The 19804-nt window shown below is 30.4% G+C and carries 13 protein-coding genes; 12 read left to right on the forward strand and 1 reads right to left on the reverse strand.

Annotated elements, in window-relative coordinates:
* Positions 1 to 53 precede the first annotated feature (53 nt).
* From ACZJV1_RS02915 to ACZJV1_RS02940, 6 genes are all read left to right on the forward strand, one after another.
* Positions 54 to 962: a Gfo/Idh/MocA family protein gene (locus ACZJV1_RS02915; RefSeq protein ID WP_463651352.1), complete on the forward strand. Its 909-nt coding sequence runs from the start codon at positions 54 to 56 to the stop codon at positions 960 to 962.
* A 242-nt stretch (positions 963 to 1204) separates the two neighbouring features.
* Positions 1205 to 1408 carry a hypothetical protein gene (locus ACZJV1_RS02920; protein WP_463651353.1) on the forward strand — a complete coding sequence of 68 codons (204 nt, stop codon included), beginning with the start codon at positions 1205 to 1207 and terminating at the stop codon, positions 1406 to 1408.
* A 188-nt stretch (positions 1409 to 1596) separates the two neighbouring features.
* On the forward strand, positions 1597 to 2724 hold the full coding sequence (locus tag ACZJV1_RS02925) for an ABC transporter ATP-binding protein (protein ID WP_463651354.1): 1128 nt from the start codon (positions 1597 to 1599) through the stop codon (positions 2722 to 2724).
* Positions 2724 to 4307 (forward strand): ABC transporter permease/substrate-binding protein, encoded by a 1584-nt coding sequence (locus ACZJV1_RS02930; protein WP_463651355.1) that lies wholly within the window; start codon positions 2724 to 2726, stop codon positions 4305 to 4307. Before ACZJV1_RS02925 ends, ACZJV1_RS02930 begins: the two co-directional genes overlap by 1 nt.
* 134 nt (positions 4308 to 4441) lie before the next feature.
* Positions 4442 to 5023, forward strand: a complete 582-nt coding sequence (locus ACZJV1_RS02935) for an AAA family ATPase (RefSeq protein WP_463651356.1) — start codon at positions 4442 to 4444, stop codon at positions 5021 to 5023.
* A gap of 480 nt (positions 5024 to 5503) precedes the next feature.
* Positions 5504 to 6145, forward strand: coding sequence for a histidine phosphatase family protein (locus ACZJV1_RS02940; RefSeq protein WP_463651357.1), 642 nt, complete (start codon positions 5504 to 5506; stop codon positions 6143 to 6145).
* A 152-nt stretch (positions 6146 to 6297) separates the two neighbouring features.
* Here the strand turns inward: ACZJV1_RS02940 and ACZJV1_RS02945 are convergent, their stop codons facing one another.
* A complete protein-coding gene (locus ACZJV1_RS02945) occupies positions 6298 to 7302 on the reverse strand; it encodes a helix-turn-helix domain-containing protein (RefSeq protein ID WP_463651358.1) in 1005 nt (334 codons plus the stop codon).
* A gap of 304 nt (positions 7303 to 7606) precedes the next feature.
* Between ACZJV1_RS02945 and ACZJV1_RS02950 the strand changes: the two genes are divergently transcribed.
* From ACZJV1_RS02950 to ACZJV1_RS02975, 6 genes are all read left to right on the forward strand, one after another.
* Positions 7607 to 8557 carry an iron-hydroxamate ABC transporter substrate-binding protein gene (locus tag ACZJV1_RS02950; RefSeq protein WP_463651359.1) on the forward strand — a complete coding sequence of 317 codons (951 nt, stop codon included), beginning with the start codon at positions 7607 to 7609 and terminating at the stop codon, positions 8555 to 8557.
* A complete protein-coding gene (locus ACZJV1_RS02955; RefSeq protein ID WP_463651360.1) occupies positions 8544 to 9536 on the forward strand; it encodes a FecCD family ABC transporter permease in 993 nt (330 codons plus the stop codon). The genes ACZJV1_RS02950 and ACZJV1_RS02955 overlap by 14 nt, the downstream gene beginning before the upstream one ends.
* Positions 9536 to 10543: a FecCD family ABC transporter permease gene (locus ACZJV1_RS02960; protein WP_463651361.1), complete on the forward strand. Its 1008-nt coding sequence runs from the start codon at positions 9536 to 9538 to the stop codon at positions 10541 to 10543. Before ACZJV1_RS02955 ends, ACZJV1_RS02960 begins: the two co-directional genes overlap by 1 nt.
* Before the next feature lie 2 nt (positions 10544 to 10545).
* A complete protein-coding gene (locus ACZJV1_RS02965) occupies positions 10546 to 11346 on the forward strand; it encodes an ABC transporter ATP-binding protein (RefSeq protein ID WP_463651362.1) in 801 nt (266 codons plus the stop codon).
* Positions 11336 to 12745, forward strand: coding sequence for an MFS transporter (locus ACZJV1_RS02970; RefSeq protein WP_463651363.1), 1410 nt, complete (start codon positions 11336 to 11338; stop codon positions 12743 to 12745). The genes ACZJV1_RS02965 and ACZJV1_RS02970 overlap by 11 nt, the downstream gene beginning before the upstream one ends.
* A 506-nt stretch (positions 12746 to 13251) precedes the next feature.
* Positions 13252 to 19728, forward strand: coding sequence for an endo-alpha-N-acetylgalactosaminidase family protein (locus ACZJV1_RS02975; RefSeq protein ID WP_463651364.1), 6477 nt, complete (start codon positions 13252 to 13254; stop codon positions 19726 to 19728).
* Positions 19729 to 19804: the final 76 nt, after the last annotated feature.

Genomic DNA, 19804 nt, shown 5'->3' on the forward strand with positions numbered 1-19804 from the left:
GAATAATATTATATTTTATATATAATAATATTATATATAAAAGGAGGGATACTATGAAAATTGCTATAATTGGCTTAGGATCAATAGCTAAAAAGGCTTATTTACCTATTTTAGCTGTTAAAGAAGGAGTAGAGCTTTTAATCTGTACTAGAAATAAAGACGTATTAGAAGAAGTATCAAATAAATATAAAATAGATAAAGCATATAATAATATAGATGATTTGCTCAATGAAGAAATAGATGGAGCAATAGTTTCAACTCATGCAGATGGTCATTTTGAAATATCTAAAAAGTTAATAGAAAAAGGTATTAATGTATATATAGACAAGCCTCTTAGTTTTAACTTTGAAGAAAGTAAAGAGATAGAAAGACTATCTAAAGCTAATAATGTGATTGCTATGGTTGGATTTAATAGAAGATTTTGTCCAAAGGTTAGAGAGCTTAAGGATAAAGGCAAAGCAGATATAATTATAATGCAAAAAAATAGAGAATACCCACCTGGTGATATTAGAAGATTTATTGTGGAAGACTTTATTCATGTTGTGGATACATTAAGGTTTTTAATGGGGGAGGAAGCTACAGCGGTTGATATTAATTATTCAAAGGATGGAAATAATCTCAATAATGTAGTAGTTACTTTAAAGGGAAATAAGGTAACTACAATTGGAGTTATGAATAGAACTGCAGGGATTACCGAAGAAAATATAGAATACATGGTTAAGGGAAATAAATACATTGTTGAGGATTTAGTTGATACATTGGAAGTTAACAACAAAGGCAAAACAAAAAATAGTTTTGGTGGATGGGATTCAACATTATATAAAAGAGGTTTTGAAGATATAATAGATCATTTTATAAACTCTATAAAAGAAGATACAGCTCCAAATCCATCAATTAGTGATTCTATAATTACACATAAATTATGTGAAGATATAGTGAATTATATTGTAGAAAATGAGTAAAATTAAAGGATAGTAATTAAAAGTTAATAATAAATAATGAAATAAAGCTAGCTGAAGATAGTAATGAGCCTATATAGTTACACTAAAATAAGTGATTTTAAGCATATACAAACAATATTTGTATGAATATAATAATTTACTTGGCATATATGGATTATTTATCTAAATTATAGATATAATAATACTATATAAACTAACAAATAGTTATAATATATTATTAAAAGCATAATTGGGGGAAATTTATGGGTAGTAAGGAAAGAAAAAATTCAGGAGTAAGCTTAGGAATCATATTTGGTAGTGGATTAGGTATAGCATTGGGGATCATATTTAATGAGCTTCTTTGGGGAATAATCATTGGAACTGGTGTTGGACTAACACTTGGATCTATATATGATTCTAAAAATAAAAATAATGACGGTACAGAAAAAAATATAACTAATAAATAACAAAGGACAAGTGTAGACTTGTCCTTTATTATTTAGATTAATTACAACAATGGCTTAAAGGAAAATCTAAATTTTTAATAATTTAATGTTAAAAAAAATACAGTAAATGTAAAATTTCAGGATTGTAATTTGACAAACTGACAACTTAGTGATAGTATAGAGTTGTTACTGAGAAAGGGAGGTAATTTATGATAGAGTTTAGAAATGTTAAAAAAAGCTATAAAAATAACATTATATTAGAAGATTTTAATTTAAATATAGAAGACGGAAATTTAGTTGTATTAATAGGTTCAAGTGGTTGTGGTAAAACAACCTTATTAAAAATGATAAACAGATTAATAGAATCTACATCAGGAGAAATATTAGTTAATGGGAAAAATATAAAAGATATGGATCCTATAAAATTAAGAAGAAGTATTGGTTATGTAATTCAACAAACAGGTTTATTTCCACATATGACAGTAAAAGAAAATATAGAAATAATACCTAAGCTTATGGGGAAGAGCCAAGAGGAAATTGATAATAAGACAGTTGAGCTATTAAATATGGTTGGACTAGAGCCAGAAAAATATAGCGAACGATATCCAGTAGAACTAAGTGGAGGTCAGCAACAAAGAGTTGGAGTTGCAAGAGCTTTTGCAGCAGATGCTGAGATAATACTTATGGACGAGCCTTTTAGTGCTTTAGATCCAATAACTAGAACAGAGCTTCAAGAAGAACTTTTCAATATTCAAAAAGAATATAGAAAGACTATAGTTTTCGTAACTCATGATATGGATGAAGCTATAAATTTAGCAGATAAAATATGTATATTAAAGGGTGGTAAAATACTTCAATATGATACTCCAGAAAATATATTAAAAAATCCAGCAGGAGAATATGTTGAAGAATTTGTTGGTAAAAATAAAATTTGGACAAAACCAGAAATGATTAAAGCAGAAGATGTTATGATATCAAAACCAGTAACAGTTAGTCCAAAGAGAAACTTGCTACAAGCAAGAGAGATAATGAGAGAAAAGAAAGTAGATAGTTTACTTGTAATAAATAAATTAGGAACCCTATTAGGATATATTACATTAGAAGATATTCAAAAAATATCAGAGAAAAATAAATTAGTTGAAGAAGTTATGAATAAAGAACCTAAGTGGGTTTCAGGAGATAAGAGTCTACCAGAATTACTAGAAGTATTTAATAATTTAAAGAAAGGATACTTGCCAGTTTGTGATGAAGTTGGTAGATTACTAGGCTTAGTAACAAGAAGTAGTTTAATATCAGTTTTAAGTAGTCAATATATCGAGATGGGAGGAGATAATTAATGAATACTTTTATGGAACAACTAATATCGAAAAAATCAGAAATCCTATCTCTTCTACTAGAGCATATACAACTTACAGTTATAGCTGTATTGATAGCAGTTGTAATTGGTGTACCATTAGGTATATTTATAACTAAGAATAAAAAGCTAGCTAAGGGTGTAATTGGATTTGCAAATTTAACTCAAGCTATACCAAGTTTAGCTATTTTAGGTTTCTTAATACCAGTTATAGGAATAGGATCAGCACCAGCTATAACTATGGTAGTATTGTATTCAATGTTACCTATAATTAAAAATACTTATACAGGAGTTACAAATATAAACCCAGATATGCTAGAAGCTGCAAAGGGATTAGGTATGACTAGTGGACAAACACTTAAGCTTATAAAAATACCTCTAGCAATGCCGGTTATGATGGCAGGTATAAGAATGGCAGCTGTTACAGCCGTTGGACTTATGACAATAGCAGCCTTTGTAGGGGCAGGTGGTCTTGGATATTTAGTGTTCTCAGGTATTCAAACAGTAGATAATAACCTTATATTATTTGGAGCAATTCCAGCAGCTATATTAGCTTTAATAATAGATTGGATAACAGGAAAAATAGAAGCAGCAACAATGCCAAATGGTATAAAAAAATCAGATGGAACTATGAAGGTTAAAAGAAATGGTTCTAATAAAAATAAAAAGAGAAATATAATTATAGCATCTTTACTAGCTGTTGCTGTTATTGGAGGAGCATTAGCTTCAAGTATATTATCAAGAAGTGATAACAAGATAACTATAGGATCTAAAAATTATACAGAGCAGCTTATATTAGGAAACATGCTAGAAGAATTAATCGAAAATAAAACAGATATAGATGTAGAAACTAAACTAAACTTAGGTGGAACACAAGTTGCATTTAATGCATTAAAATCTGGTGGAATAGATATGTATGTTGAATATACAGGTACTGGTTATGTAAATATACTAAACATAAAAGAGCCTAATTCAAATACAGATGAAGTTTATAATGTAATGAAAGATAGATTCAAGAAGGATTATGGAATTGAAGTGTTAAATCCAATGGGATTTAATAATACTTATGCAATGGCAGTTACAAAAGAAACTGCAGATAAATATAACTTAAAGATAGTATCAGATTTAGCTAAGATATCAAGTGAATTAGTAGCAGGGCCTACAATAGAATTTGCTAATAGAGAAGATGGGTTATTAGGAATTAACAAGGCTTACAATATGGGCTTTAAAACCGTTAAACCTATAGATGGTGGTTTAAGATATACAGCATTAAATAGTAATGAAACTCAAGTTATTGATGCATTTACAACAGATGGATTAATAGAACAATTTAAATTAACTGTTTTAGAGGATGATAAGAACTTCTTCCCTCCATATTATGCAGTTCCAATTATAAATGAAAAAACTTTAGAAAAGTTCCCAGAGCTTAGAGAAGTTTTAGGTGAATTAGATGGAAAATTAACAGATGAAAAAATGAGAAAGTTAAACTATGAAGTAGATGTAAATAAAAGGGATGCAAAGTCAGTTGCAAAAGAATTTTTACAAGATGAAGGTTTAATAAATTAATATAACTTAGCAAAATTAAATCAAAATCAAGATTCCCTCCAATATACATTGAAATTAACTTAGATTATTGATATAATTAAAATCTGTTTTGAAAAATAATTTAATTTCATATAGAAGTTTTTGGAGGGTTTGCAATGCCAAAGAGAATTGCCATTTTAGGTGGGCCAAGATGTGGAAAAACTACATTAATACAACAACTTTATGTAGAAATGAAAATAAAAGATTTAAATGTAGGTGTAGCAACAGAATATAGCACAGATTACTTAAGAGATAAAGGCATGATAGAAAATATAGCTGAACAATATGGAATATATTTAGGACAACTTCACTTAGAAGAAAGCTTAAATGATTTTGATTATGCTATTACAGATTATGCTACATTTGTGCCATACATATATGCTAGATTCATGCTTGGTGATAAAAAAAGAACAACAAAAGAAATAGAAATATTAAAAGATCTTTATGTGTTAGCTTTAAGAGATTTACCAAAGTATGACCATATATTCTTTGTACCAAGAGAATTTGGTTATTCAAAAGATGGTGTAAGATGGCAAGATGAAGAAGTTGCACAAGCTGTGGACAGGGCTATACTAAGCTTTTTAGAAGCAGAAAATGTTAACTATACATTAATAACAGGACCAACAAAAGAAAGAGCAGAAAAAATACTACAAATTGTAGGAATTTCTCAGGAAATAAATCTAGATATGGCGAAATAAAAAATAATTGAAGAGGAGCTAACGTTTCGGTAGCTTCTTTTTTATGTTTATAAAAGTGTAGAATTTAAAAAAGTAATTATATAATGCTTTTAGTACCTCAATGCTTAAGAGTAGATTTATTTTATACTTTTCTTCCTTCAGTTTTCAAGTTGATATATGTAAGTTTACGTTGACTTGGAGTGAAAGGGTGGAATAAGTAAACTTACATATATCAACTTTTTTATAATGAGGTTTTATTTAATTATAAATTATATTAATATATAATAGTAAGACGAGCTTATGGGACAAAGTTTAGAAAATATAAACTATAGAAATGAAATATTAACAAATTATCAACACTAAAAGAAAACTTATCAACTGATAATTGTGAATAATTAAATATTAATTGTTGATAATTTTCAGATTTTTTTAAATTAATATAAAAATGAATTATTTTACTATTTATATAAATCAAAAATTATAAGAATTTACGGAGGGCATATGACTAAATTATATTTAACAAGACATGGAGAAACAGAATGGAATGAAAAAGGAATAATGCAAGGCTGGGGAAATTCACCACTAACTGATCTTGGAATAAAACAAGCAGAGTGGCTTGGAGATAGGATGAAAGATTTACATATAGATGTAATATACTCAAGTCCAATAGGAAGAGCTTATGATACAGCTAAAATTGTAAGAGGAGAAAGAGACATACTTCTTAAAACACATGATGGATTAAAAGAAATTAAAATAGGTAGTTGGGAAGGCTTAAACCAAGAAGAAATGAAAAGTATGGGAGAAGAAAATTACTACAACTTTTGGAATGTTCCATCAAAATATGTACCAACAGGAGATGGAGAAAACTTCTATGAAGTAAAAGACAGGGCTTTTAAAGCCATAAATGAGATCTTAGAAAAAGAGAAAGGTAAAACTGTTTTAGTAGTAACCCATACAATAACTTTAAAATCTTATTTATGTGAATTAGAAAAAAGAGATATAGATACTTTATGGGATCCACCATTTATAAAGCAGACAAGCCTAACTGAAATAAACTTTACAGAGGATGGATACGATATGCCATTAGTGGCTTGCATGGAACATCATGAGTATGCTAGAAAAGAATTTAATGAGTTTAAATAAAAGTTGCTAATATATAAAAGAATGTTATTGATTTACACTAAAAAGTTATATATAAAGCAATAATTTGTTTTTAAATTAAAAACATAAAGAAAAAATTGAATTATGTAAAGGGAATTAAAAGCTTGAATGTTATACTTTTAATTCCCTCTTTTTTATTCTTTGATTTTTCTAAAAGCTAAAGGTGTTTTTCCATGTACCTTTTTAAACATTTTTACAAAGTTTCCACAATAATTATAACCAATCATTTTAGAAATTTCTTCAATGCTTAAGTCGGTTGTTGATAATAAGTTCTCGGCAATTGTCATACGAATTGAGTTTGTATATTGACTAATTGACATATGATATTTTGCTGAAAATCCTGCCTTTAATTTTTGTTCATTTAAAAATACCATCTTGCTTAAAGCTTTTATGGTGGGAGGATTACAAGCTTCCATTGTCAAAATTTCATAGGCATTTTGTATTGCATTAGCATCTGAGGCTGTTAATGTAACCTTTCTATTTTTTCCAATCATAATATCGCCATAATTTAATTGATTAGTAAAAGTGTTTTCAGGTGAAGAATGAATTTCTTTTGATATTAAGGCAATTGCTTCTAAAATCTTACTTTCTAAATATAGTTGGGTTAAAGCATCAGCTTGAGCTAAGTTTCTTAATTGCTGAATAATAGTAGCAATTTCAAGGGGAAGATAATGATAAGTATAATTAAAAATGAAACTATTAAAATCAACAATATTAGAAAAGTTTGGCTTAATAATTTCATCAAAATACTTCTTATAAATTGTTATTTCTGCTCCATGAAAGTGCTGTCTCTTTTTCCAAACCTGTGTCCCTTTTAAGTTCTTTTCTACAACAAAAAAGGAAGAGGGAGTAAATGAAGAGATAGGGTTATTTTCTATTTTAAATTTTGTAACTCCAGTATAAACAGTTCCAAAGCGCATTATTTCATCTTGATGGTCAAAAGAAAGTGAAAAATCTTCAGCAATAGTGTAGTCACCAATTCCAAAATCATAATATCCTTCACGGCCATATTTAATGAAATATCCAAGTTCAGGTCTATTTTCATTTTTGTATATAGTGTAGTTTTCCATAGGATATGCTGAAAATGTCATATTATTTAAAACTGTATCTTGAAACTCTTGTGTTGATTTTGATATCATTTTTCCTCCTGTTTAGGCTTATAAGTTAATAATAAATATTCTCTCTTTTTATTTAGTATAGATAAAGTCATAATAAAAATATTGGTTTTGGTAATACTATTTTTAATAAAAAATAGCATTTGTAACTTAATTTTATAATTATTATATCAAAGAAGCAGATTATTTATAAATAAAAAATTATCATAATAGATGATAAAATTATTAAATTGGTTGCAAATATTGAATTGAGAATGAGTATCATATACAATCACTACAGAGATTAAGTAGTAAATAAAATAGTTATGGAAATGTATGGAGGTAAATTATGAAGAAAAATTTATTAAAAACAATAGTAGCTTCTTGTGCTACTGCAATTATGCTTGTAGGATGTAGTGCAAATGGTGGTACAACAGAGAATAAAACATCAGAAAAGAGTATAACAGTAACAGATGTAAGAGGAGAAGTAGAAATACCTGAAAATCCTCAAAGAATAGTAGACTTAAGTGGAAATAGTGATATTTTATCTATCTTAGGATACAAAGTAATTGGAACTGCAAATAGTGATGCTTATGATTATACTAAATTTCCTTCATATTTAGAAGAAACATTAAAAGGAGCAGAAATTTTAGGATATAGCATGCAAGATACTATGGATATAGAAGCAGTTATGAACTTAAAACCAGACTTAATAGTTATATCAACAGTTCAAGAAAAGATGTATGATCAATTAAGCGAAATTGCTCCAACAGTTATGATTAAATTAGAAGCATTAAATTGGAAAGAGGATGTTAAGGCATTTGCAAAAGTATTTAATAAAGAAGACATAGCAAATAAATGGCTTGAAGATTATGAAGCAAAAGCAAAAGCAGCAGGAGATAATATTAAGAAAGAGTACGGTCAAGATACAACATATCTTTCATTCTTAGCAAGTGGTGGACAATTCTTTATATTTGATGGTGCAGGATTTGGTAGTGTATTATATGAAGACATGGGACTTAAGAAACCAGAAGGAATGCCAGAACAAAGTGATATTAGCCTTCCAGTTGTTACATATGAAGGTTTAGCATCAATTAAATCAGATTATATATTCTTAATGGCAACTGATGAAGACTTAGCTCAACTTGAAAGCAATGCAATTTGGAATAGCTTACCTGCAGTTAAAGAAGGTAAAGTAGTTAAATTAGGAGCTTCACCATACTTTAACCAAGGTTATAGCTCAGTAGGTAGAGAACTATTAGTAAACGAAATAGGTGAAATGTTAAATGAAACAAAGTAAGAAACATACAATAGCTTTTACAATTTGTAGTATGTTACTTCTAATAATAGGACTGGTCCTAGCCATAAGGTTAGGATCTGTCCATATTGGTTTTTCAGAAATTTGGGATAGTATCTTTAATTATAGTGAAACTCTTGAGCTGATGTTAGTTAGAGATGTTCGTATTCCAAGAGCACTTTCTGTATTATTTACAGGAGGGATTTTAGGAGTGACAGGTGCAATAATACAAGGTGTTACTAGAAATCCAATAGCTGAACCATCAATTTTAGGGGTTAGCCAAGGAGCAACTTTAGTAATATCAATTTTTTATGCATTAGGAATAACAATAAATACAAAAAATGTTATGATAGCATCTTTAATAGGAGCACTTATAACAGGTCTTATAGTTTTAGCCTTTATATCTAAAAAAGCAAATAATAATTCAATTGCAAAGATACTTTTAGCAGGAACAGCTATGAGTACATTTTTTATTTCATTAACAACCATAGTTGGACTTTTATCAAATCAATCTCAAATGATAGGATTTTGGGTATCTGGGGGCTTTAGAAATGCAAGCTGGTCAGATTTTAAATTAGTGTTTTTTGTAGGAATCATAGGACTTATTATAGCAATTTTATTATCACCTAAAATCAATATTTTAAATCTTGGAGATGACGTAGCAATTGGCCTTGGAGAGAATCCAGAAAAAATAAGATTTACAACACTTATGGTTATGATACCAATGAGTGCAGCAGCAGTAGCAGTTGGGAAAAACATAGCTTTTGTTGGGCTTATTGTACCTCAAATAGTTAGAAAAATATTAGGTGAAGATTACAGAAAAAATATACCGTGTGCTTTTTTATTAGGGGCGACCCTTTTAACATATGCAGATATAGCAGCAAGAATGTTATTTGACCCATATGAAACTCCAATTGGAATATTTACAGCCCTTATAGGAATACCATTTTTCATAGCAGTAGCAAGGAAGGAGAGAGGATAATGAAGAAGAAAAAATTTAAATTAGTTTTAATAACTTTAATATCATTATTACTTGTCTCATTTTTTGTTACATTATGTTGGGGGACGTTTAAAGTAACACCTTTAGAAGTTATAAGTACTTTACTTGGAAAGGGAACAAAGCTTCAAAATACAGCAGTTTTAAATATAAGGCTTCCAAGAATGTTAGTCGGAGTATTTGTAGCAATTGCTCTATCAACAGCAGGTTCCATACTTCAAACTATAACAAAAAATGATTTAGCTGATACAGGAATAATAGGGATAAATGCAGGAGCGGCAGTAGCAGCAGTTCTATTTATTACATATAAAACTGAAAATTATTATAGTGAACTTGGAGCATTATCTATTTTTGTTCTTCCTTTTATGGCTATAGTTGGAGCAGCAATTTCTTCATTTATAATATATATGCTATCTAGTAGGAATGGAGTAAAACCAAAAAGACTTCTCTTAATTGGAATAGGTATGAATGCAGCACTTAATGCTTTTATTACCTTCTTTACCTTTAGAGGAGGAGTTGGAGATTATAATAGAGTTTTAGTTTGGACATCTGGAAGCCTTTGGGGATCTGGATGGAGTTATGCTAAAGTGATAATTCCAATAGTGACTATAATTTTTATAATAATCTTATTAAATCATAAAAAGCTAGATGTTCTAAATCTTTCAGATGAGCTTTCAATATCTCTTGGATTAAATCTAGAAAAAGAAAGAAAAAAGTTTTTAAGTTATGCAGTTATATTAGCAGGAACTGCAACAGCCTTTGCAGGAAACATTGGATTTTTAGGACTTATATCTCCTCATATTGCGAGGAAATTAGTTGGTCCTTATCATAAGCACTTTGTCTCAATCTCAGCAATAATAAGTATTATAATAATTCTTCTTGCAGACGCAGTTTCAAGAAATCTATTTTCTCCAATTGAAATTCCAGTTGGAATTACTGTATCAATATTTGGAGTACCATATTTTATTTATTTAATGATGAAGGAGAAATAATTATGGAAGCTATTAGCGTAAAGAATTTATCAGTTGCATATGAAAGCAATACTATAATTGAAAATATGAGCTTATCAATACCAAAGGGAAAAATCAGTATAATAATTGGAGCAAATGGATGTGGAAAGTCAACACTTCTTAAGACTATATCAAGAATTAATAAACCAAAGTCTGGGGATATTTTTATAAATAATAAAAATATAAAGAAGGTAAAAGAAAAAGATATAGCAAAAGAAGTAGCATTTCTTCCTCAAGGACCAGTATGTCCTACTGGACTTACAGTAAGAGAACTTGTAGCCTATGGAAGATTTCCACATCAAAAAATGATAGGTGGATTAAATAGCCATGATAAAGAAGTTATTGATTGGGCAATAGAAGAAACGGGCCTTAAAGAATTTGCAGAAAGAGAAGTTGAAAACCTATCTGGAGGACAAAGACAAAGAGCATGGATTGCTATGACTTTAGCTCAAGAAACAGATATTATCATGCTAGATGAGCCGACTACATATTTAGATATGTCATATCAACTTGAGGTTTTAGAAGTATTACAAAAATTAAATAAAGAGAAGCAAATTACAGTAGTAATAGTTCTTCATGAGCTTAACAATGCTTGTAGATTTGCAGATAATATTATTGGTCTTAAAAAGGGAAAGATTATTTGTGAAGGAAGACCAATAGATGTAATAACAAAAGAATCATTAAAAGAAATATATGGGGTAGAAGCGAACCTTCAAACAAGTGAAAATGGTGAATACCCAATATGTATGGAATACGAACTTCTGAGGGGGGAGCATGAAAAATAAAAACTTTACAATAATAGTTATAGGGCAAATTATATCTTTGTTTGGTAATGCTATTCAAAGATTTAGTATGTCCTTATATTTACTAGAATTTACAGGTAGTACGGCTGCCTTTGCAAATATACTAGCAATATCAACAATACCATATATCTTATTTGCACCTATTGCTGGAATGTTATCAGATCGTGTAAATAAGAAAAAGATAATGGTTTACTTAGATTTCTTCTGCTCATTATTAATTGGAGGCTATGCAATAATATTACTTAATGGTAGGGATCATGAAGTAATAGTTGCTATAGTAATGTTTATGCTATCAATTTGCTTTACATTATATGGACCAGCAGTTACAGCATCAATTCCTCAAATAGTTGAAGAAGATAAACTTACAAGTGCAAATGGTATAATAAATCAAGTGGGATCAATAGTAAACTTTGCAGGACCAATACTTGCAGGTATTCTTTATGGAATAGTTGGAATAAAACTAATAGTTATAATAAGTGCCATAAGCTTTTTTGCTTCTGCAATAATGGAATTATTCTTAGAGATTCCGGATGTAGTAGTAAAGGAAGAGAAACTAGAATCAAGTGGTGTAGTTACTTTAGAGAAAAATACAGTAACTACAGAAGTAGCAGCAACAGTATTAGATTCACAAGCTTCAGAATTAGAAGAAATAGGAGCAACATCTACAGAAGTTAAAGAAAATATAAAGAAGAAAGACAAGATACTATCAATGGAGTTTATAAAAAATTCCTTTATAGATATGGGAAAAACCTTCAAGTATCTATCAAAAGAGAAAAAGGTTGTTCTTGGAATCATAGCTTCATATGCTTTATGTAATATATTTTTAGTTCCAGTATTAACAATACTAGCACCATATTTTATAAACATTTTTTTAGGTTTACCTTCAGAAGTATATGGAATAGTGGAAGGTATATGTGTCTTAGGAATGATCTTAGGTGGACTTTGGATAAGTGTAAAACCAAATATGTTTAAAATAAATAAGGTTCATTATACATATTTTCCAATGGTTACAGGTGTTATATTAATGTCAACATTAGGTGGAATAAAAGCAAATAACTATACTATAGCTTTCTTGTTTGCAATAGGTGGACTTGCGATAATGATGTCTCTTTCATTGTCAAATGTTTTAACCTTAACATTTATACAAAAAGAAGTGCCACTAGAAATGCTAGGAAGAGTTTCAGCTTTTTCAACTGCAGTAGCAACAATAAGCGTAGCACCAGGACAATTTCTATATGGACAAGTCATAGATTTTGGAATACCGCTAGGAATAATTTTATTTATAACAGCTATAATTAATTTTGGACTTATATTGTTTATTAAGTGGAATGTAAGAGAATTAAATTATAACAAAGTAAACATTAGGGAAACAGATAATTAAGAAACATTTATATTTGGCTCTGATTGTACATAATCATAATTGATTTGTGTTCAATCAGAGCCACTTTTAATGTGAAATAAAAAAATAATAAATTAAAGGTAAGAAATCACCTTATTGAATCTAATTTCAGAAATGTTATGTTTTTTATGACACAGGATAATTAATTCTAGAAAAAAGAAAATACAGCAAGATAATATAATTTTTCACTAACATAATAATATTTTATTACTAATAAATAATGTAAAATTATCTCATACTATGTATATCGTATGTCTAAATTTACTACATAGTTACATTATTTGGAAAAATTTCTAAAAGGACAAAGGCGAATGAAAGGGATACATTTTGCGAAGTCTTTCTATTATAAAAGTAAATGATTCACATTTTATAATGATAGGATGAGGATTTTGCAAATGAAGGAGAAAAATGAAAGGAGGAAAGCTAAAAGAACTGGGTAAAATTTATTGCAATAACAAATCTAAACTAAAGGAAAGGAGTTTATGTATATGGTTAATATTATAAAAGGGAGAATGAAAAGGTTTTGGTCCGCATTGATAGCGTTTACTGTATTTTTTTCAACATGTCTATTGCCATCTTTACATGTTTTAGCAGCACCAAAAATTGTAGGACATATAAAAGCTGGAAGTGGTAATGGTAATGGTCATTTCGGCAGCGCGACTCCAGAGGCTTTTGTATTATCAGATAAAAAAGACATTACAAATGAGTTAATTAGCTTTCAGATGAAAGTAGGAAGTGAAAAGAAAGATACAAGATTTCGTTTTGTAACAAAATATGTAGACGATAACAAATGGGGATATGTTGCATATGATGGAGCATCAGGTTGGCTTATAGAGTATAAGAATGGTAGCTCAGAATATAAAGGAGTTACAGGACTACCAGATTTAAATCAAAATGATATCGTAAACATTAGTGCAGAGTATGAGGAAAATGGACTTAAACTAAAAGTAGATAATAAGACAAGTGGTAAGAGTGGAGAAGCACTAATTGATACAGCTAATTTTGTTAGTTTAAAAGATCAAGCAGGACAAATTGGACTTGGTTCAGCTGCATATCAAACAGCTTACACTGATATCTATTTTTCCGATGTAACAGTTGGAAGCAATAAGTACACAGATTACAATGCTTGGACATTATATAAAGATAACCTTGCAGGTCAAGTATGGGAACCATCAGTAGTAGTTTCAGACGGGGAAGAGCCATCTGAGAAAGGTGAAAAGTGGTTTAAATTGACAGGTGGTGCTAACAATGGTGGTGGACATGCTTATGGCAATGCAGCTGCAAAAGCACCAGTTTTATTACTTGATAATGATAAGAAGATGGAAGATGCCGGTGAGCTTTCACTAAAAGTAAAACCAAGTAGTAACTGGGGAGTTTTTTATACTTATGTAGACGATAACAACTGGTTATATGTAGGATATGATTCAGCTAGTAAGTGGTATTATCAATATAAGTTAAATGGTAGTGAGTCTTATCCAAAGATTTCAGGCCTTCCAGAGCCTGTAGAGGGTCAAGAATTACAAATGTCTGTATCCTTAAGTCGTGAGACATTATCAGTAACTGTTAATGGAACTACAGTTAGAGTTACTAATCAAGCTTTAATTTCATTTGCTGAGAAGGCTTCCGGAAAAGGAAGATTTGGTGTAAAGACAAATGGAGCAACATCAATTTCATTTGCAGATGTGAAATACAATGGAACAAGCACTATGGAGGATAATTGGGTATTCTGTGCAGAGCGTACAGGACAAAAAGTAGAAGAAGTATATTCAAAGCTTGTACCAATATCAGGAACTGTTTTAACTAAAGATGGGAAGGCAATTCCAGAAGCAGTTATACGTATAGGAACAAAGTCGGTTAAGAGTGATGTAAATGGAAAGTATCAGTTTGATGGCTTGGAAGTTGGAGAACATAATATGGCTGTTACAAAGCCAGGTTATGATGCATATTCTAAGGTTATAAAAGTTGAAGATAAAGACAATGTAGTAGATATTATATTAGAAGAAAAAGCAGGATTAGATTTAACAGAGTATGATACTATTGCATCAGATGAAATGAAAGTATATATTGGGAAAACATTCCCTGTTGTTGCTAGATATCAAATACTTAAAGATGGCGTAGAAGTAAAAGACCAATATATGCGTGGTAACGAAACTAAACTTAATACTGTAGCAATCAATGGTATAAAAATTGAACCAACTGTTACAGTTGAAAAGACAGAAGCAGATTTTAGAATATATTCAATGCATGTTGAAAATGTTGAAAATAACATAAATTTGGATATGAAAATAAAAGTAAGCGTAAAAGAAAATGATTTAACATGGGAAGTAACAGAGCTTACAAAGGCGGAAGGCTCTGCAAAGATTGCTACTATTGATGTTCCACAGTTAAATCTTTTAACAGTAGATGCTGTAGAAGAAGGTGCTAATTTTGCAGGTGCACAAACTTCTACAACTACAACAGCAAGTGGAGACGTATTTATTGATTTTGAAAATGGATTTGTTCCATCAAAAACAGAATCTTATTTATATGGATTCCTTACAAATGAAAAGTTAAGTGCAGGTCTTTTCAGTAATTCAGAAGCTGAAGGAGATAAACGTGTTGTAAGAAACAATGGTGCAGATACAATGAGTCTTACAAGTGCACCATGGTATTATGAATTAGGAGATAAGCAGGGACAAGCTGCAGCTAACAAATATGAATCTTATCCAGTAAGTGATTTACCATGTACAAAGGTATCTATTGCAGCAGATGAAAATGGAGATGGAGATATTGACTGGAATGATGGAGCCCTTGCGTTCCGTGATATTATGAATATGCCTTATGAATCAGAAGTAATTAAGGATATGGTTAACTATCGTATTGTTATGAACTTTGCAAGTATGGCATCTAATCCTTATTTAACAACAGCTGATAATATTAAGAAAGTATATCTTGCAACAGATGGGCTTCCACAATCAGTTATGTTAAAGGGATATGGAAATGAAGGTCATGATTCTGCAAACTCTGAATATGCAGATATTGCAGAGCGTGAAGGTGGAGTAGAAGATTTCCAAAAATTAATTGACATTGCACATGATTATAATACAGAAATTGGTGTTCACGTTAATGCACAGGAAGTATATCCAGAAGCAGCTTCATTTAATGAAGATATGTTACAAAAACCATTTACAAATGGATGGGGATGGCTAGATCAGTCACATGTAATTGATAAGCTTTGGGATTTATCAAGTCAAGCAAGATGGAAACGTCTTGTACAATTATATGATCGTATTAATGGAACAAATTTCTATACTAGAGAATGGCCATTAGCTGTAGAAGATTCAAAAGGTGAAGTAACTGCAAGCAAAGAAGAAATTAAGGCTGATGCTGAAAGCCGCGAAAATAATATGGATTTCATATATCTTGATGTATGGTATCAAAATGCATGGGAAACAAGAAATATTGCAAAAGAAATCAATTCTCTTGGTTGGAGATTTTCAACAGAGTTTAGTGGGCAAGGAGAATATGATTCTACATGGCAACACTGGTCAACAGATGCAGCTTATGGTGGTGCAAGTGCAAAAGGATTTAATAGCGATATTATCCGTTTTATAAGAAATGACCATAGAGATTCTCAAGTATTGAATTATCCTGCATATGGAGGAACAGCAGATAATCCATTACTTGGAGGTTACAGACTGTATGGATTTGAAGGATGGGGTGGAGATAGAGACTTTAATGACTATATTTTACAAACATTTAATCAAAACCTACCTACTAAATTTTTACAACATTATAATGTAACTGATTGGAAAAATTATAAAGAAGGACAATCACCTGTAGGAAATCATGAAAAAGAAATTACATTAAAAAATGATGCAGGAGATAAAGTTGTTGTAACAAGAAATGAAGAACAAAGAAATGATGATAATATTGAGCGTACAATTACTTTAAATGGTAAAGTAGTATTAAATGATGTTACGTATTTATTACCATGGACAGATGAGGATGGAACAGAAAAATTATACCATTGGAATTTAGATGGTGGAAAAACAACATGGGAACTTCCAGCAGGATGGGAAGGGCTTGGAAATGTTGTAATGTATGAACTATCTGACCAAGGACGTATAAATGAAATAAGTGTTCCAGTAAATAATGGTTCTATAACTTTAGAAGCTAAAGCAGCAACAGCATATGTATTAGCAAAAGGTTCTGAAATCAAAGAACTAAAAAATGACTTTGGTCAATTGGATTATGTAGTAGATCCAGGATTTAATGGTTATGCTGCAGGAGAAAAATTATCTTCAGATGAATGGTCAGGAGATATAAAAGATGAATCAGTTGTAATAGAAAAGGCAAATACAGGGGATCAAAGACTAGCATTTAATAATCCTTCTGAAGATGTATCTGTAACTACAACTATTTCAGGATTGAAGAAAAATACAAATTATGTAGCAGAAGTATATGTAGAGAATAATAGTGATGAAAAGGCAACTATAGAAGTAAATACAGGAAGTAAGACAGTTTCTAACTATACTGAGCGTTCTATTTTAAATAACTATGTAAAATCTGATCAAAAGAATGGAAGTAAAATGCAACGTATGCAAATTTCATTCACAGCAGAAAAGGATACAGCAGAATTAACTTTAGCTAGAGCAGCTGGAGAAGGAGCTACTTATATGGATGATATCCGTATTGTAGAAAAGACATTAGATAACTTCCAAAAAGATGGAACATTTAAACAAGACTTTGAAACAGTAGTACAAGGATTATATCCATTTGTATTAAGCTCTGCACAAGGAATCTCAGACCCTGCAACGCATTTATCACAATTAAATGCGCCATACACACAAGCGGGATGGAACGGAAGAGTAATTGATGATGTAATTTCAGGAGATTGGTCATTAAAACATCATGATGCAAATACTGGAATAATTTATCAAACACTTCCGCAAAATTTCCGTTTTGAAGCAGGCAAAGTGTATAATGTCGAATTTGATTATCAATCAGGACCAGACAAAGCATATGCTATGGTCATTGGAGATGGAACAAATTATACAGCACCTGCAGCTGATCAGTATCTTGTACAGGCTTGCGGAGAGACAAAACATGTTAAAATGCAGGTAATTGGCAGTGGAAGTGGACAAACTTGGATTGGCCTTTATGAAAATGGAAGTAAAGCAGGCAGTGGATCTATGGGACAAAGAGATTTTACCCTTGATAATCTTTTAATTGAAGAAGATAAGGATGCTATCGCAGTTACACTTTCAAGTTTAAATCTTTACAAAGGCGAGACTGCTACAATATATGGAAGTGGTTTAGATAAAATCCAATGGAATTCAAGTGATGAAAAAGTAGCAGTTGTAGATAAAGATGCTAATGTTGTAAAAGCATTATCAGCAGGAAATGCGACTATTACAGCAACACTTCCAGATGGAAAAGAAGTTGTATTTGAAATGGCAATTGTAGATGAGGTTGTAATAGATATTCCAAGAACTGAATTAAGCGGTATAAGTTCTAGTGCAAATACAGAAGAACCTACAGGTGAAGGAGCAGGAAGTGGAGTGGCTTCTGCAACTACTGATGGAGATTCTTCTACATTCTGGCACTCAAATTGGAGTGGTACAGGCTTTGTTGTAAGTAAGGAAAATCCAGCAATTTTAACTGTAGATTTAGGAACGGGAATGGAAATTGGAGGATTTAAATTCCAACAAAGACCAAGTGCAAATAATGGTATTGTACAACAATACAAATATGAAATTCTAGATTCAGAAGGAAATGTTTTAGAAACTTCAGATTCTATTACTGTTCCAGATTCAAATACACAAGGAGGAGCATGGATAACTTCTAAGTTTAATAAAACACTTACTGCAAAAACAATTAAAATTTATGTAGAAAGTGGTAAAGGTAATTTTGCAGCAATAGCAGAAGTTGCACCAATTATCCTACAAAAGGTAGCAGATACAGCAACTTTAGAAGATGTGACACTAAATATAGGTGAAAAAGTAACATTAACTCCTAAGCATCCAGAAAATACTGTTCTAAAAGGTATTGTATGGAGCTCTTCTGATGAGAATGTAGTAAAAGTAAATCAAAATGGTGTTTTAACAGGAGTAAGCTCAGGCACTACTAAGATTAAAATAACAAATGCAGCAGGTCTAATAGCAGAGAGTACAGTAACTGTTGAAAAACAAAAATTAGATTATACTGAATTAGAAAAGACTATAAAAAATTCAGAAAAAGTTGATTTAACTAAGTATAAAGATGGAGCTGAAAAAGATGCCTTTGTAAAAGCACTAGAAGATGCAAAAGCTTTAATTGACAATTCAGTTTCACAAGATGAAATAGATAATGCAGTGAAAATTCTTACAGAAGCACAAGCAGCATTAAAATTGCTAGACGTAGAAGAAGATATTGATAGAAGCGAATTAGGAAATGTAATTGCAGAATATGAAAAGATTGACTTAGATAAATATCAAGATGGAGCAGAGAAAAATGCCTTTATAAATGCATTAAAAGAAGCAAAAGATGTATATAAAAATGCATCAACACAATCAGAAGTAGATAAAGCTCTATCAAAATTAAAGATAGCGAAAGGCAATCTAATAGATGTAGAAACAGAAACACCTGAAGCTTCTAAAGTGGATAAGTCTAAGTTAGAAGAATTCTACAAAGAATGCCTAAATTATTATATTGAAGAAAATCATTCAAAAGAAAATTGGGAAAAATATCAGGAAGCATTAAAAACAGCAGAAAAAGTTATAAAGGATGATAACGTAACACAAAAAGATGTTGATAAAGCATTGAATGCTCTTGTTAATATTACAAAGTTAATGAATAAAGAGCTTGGAAATCCTTCAACTGTTCCAGAATTACCAAAGACAGGAGATAAAACTAGTGTTAATGTATTGATTCTAGGATTAGTAATTAGTACACTTGGAATTTTCGCATTAACTTTTAAGAAGAAAGATGAAAATTTAATCTAATTTGATACAAGCATAGAAGAAGGGCATGTATGGTATTCTTAATAGAAAGCCAGACTATGCTCTTCTGCTATTTAAT

It is taken from the genome of Clostridium sp. LS3 (genome assembly GCF_055330225.1).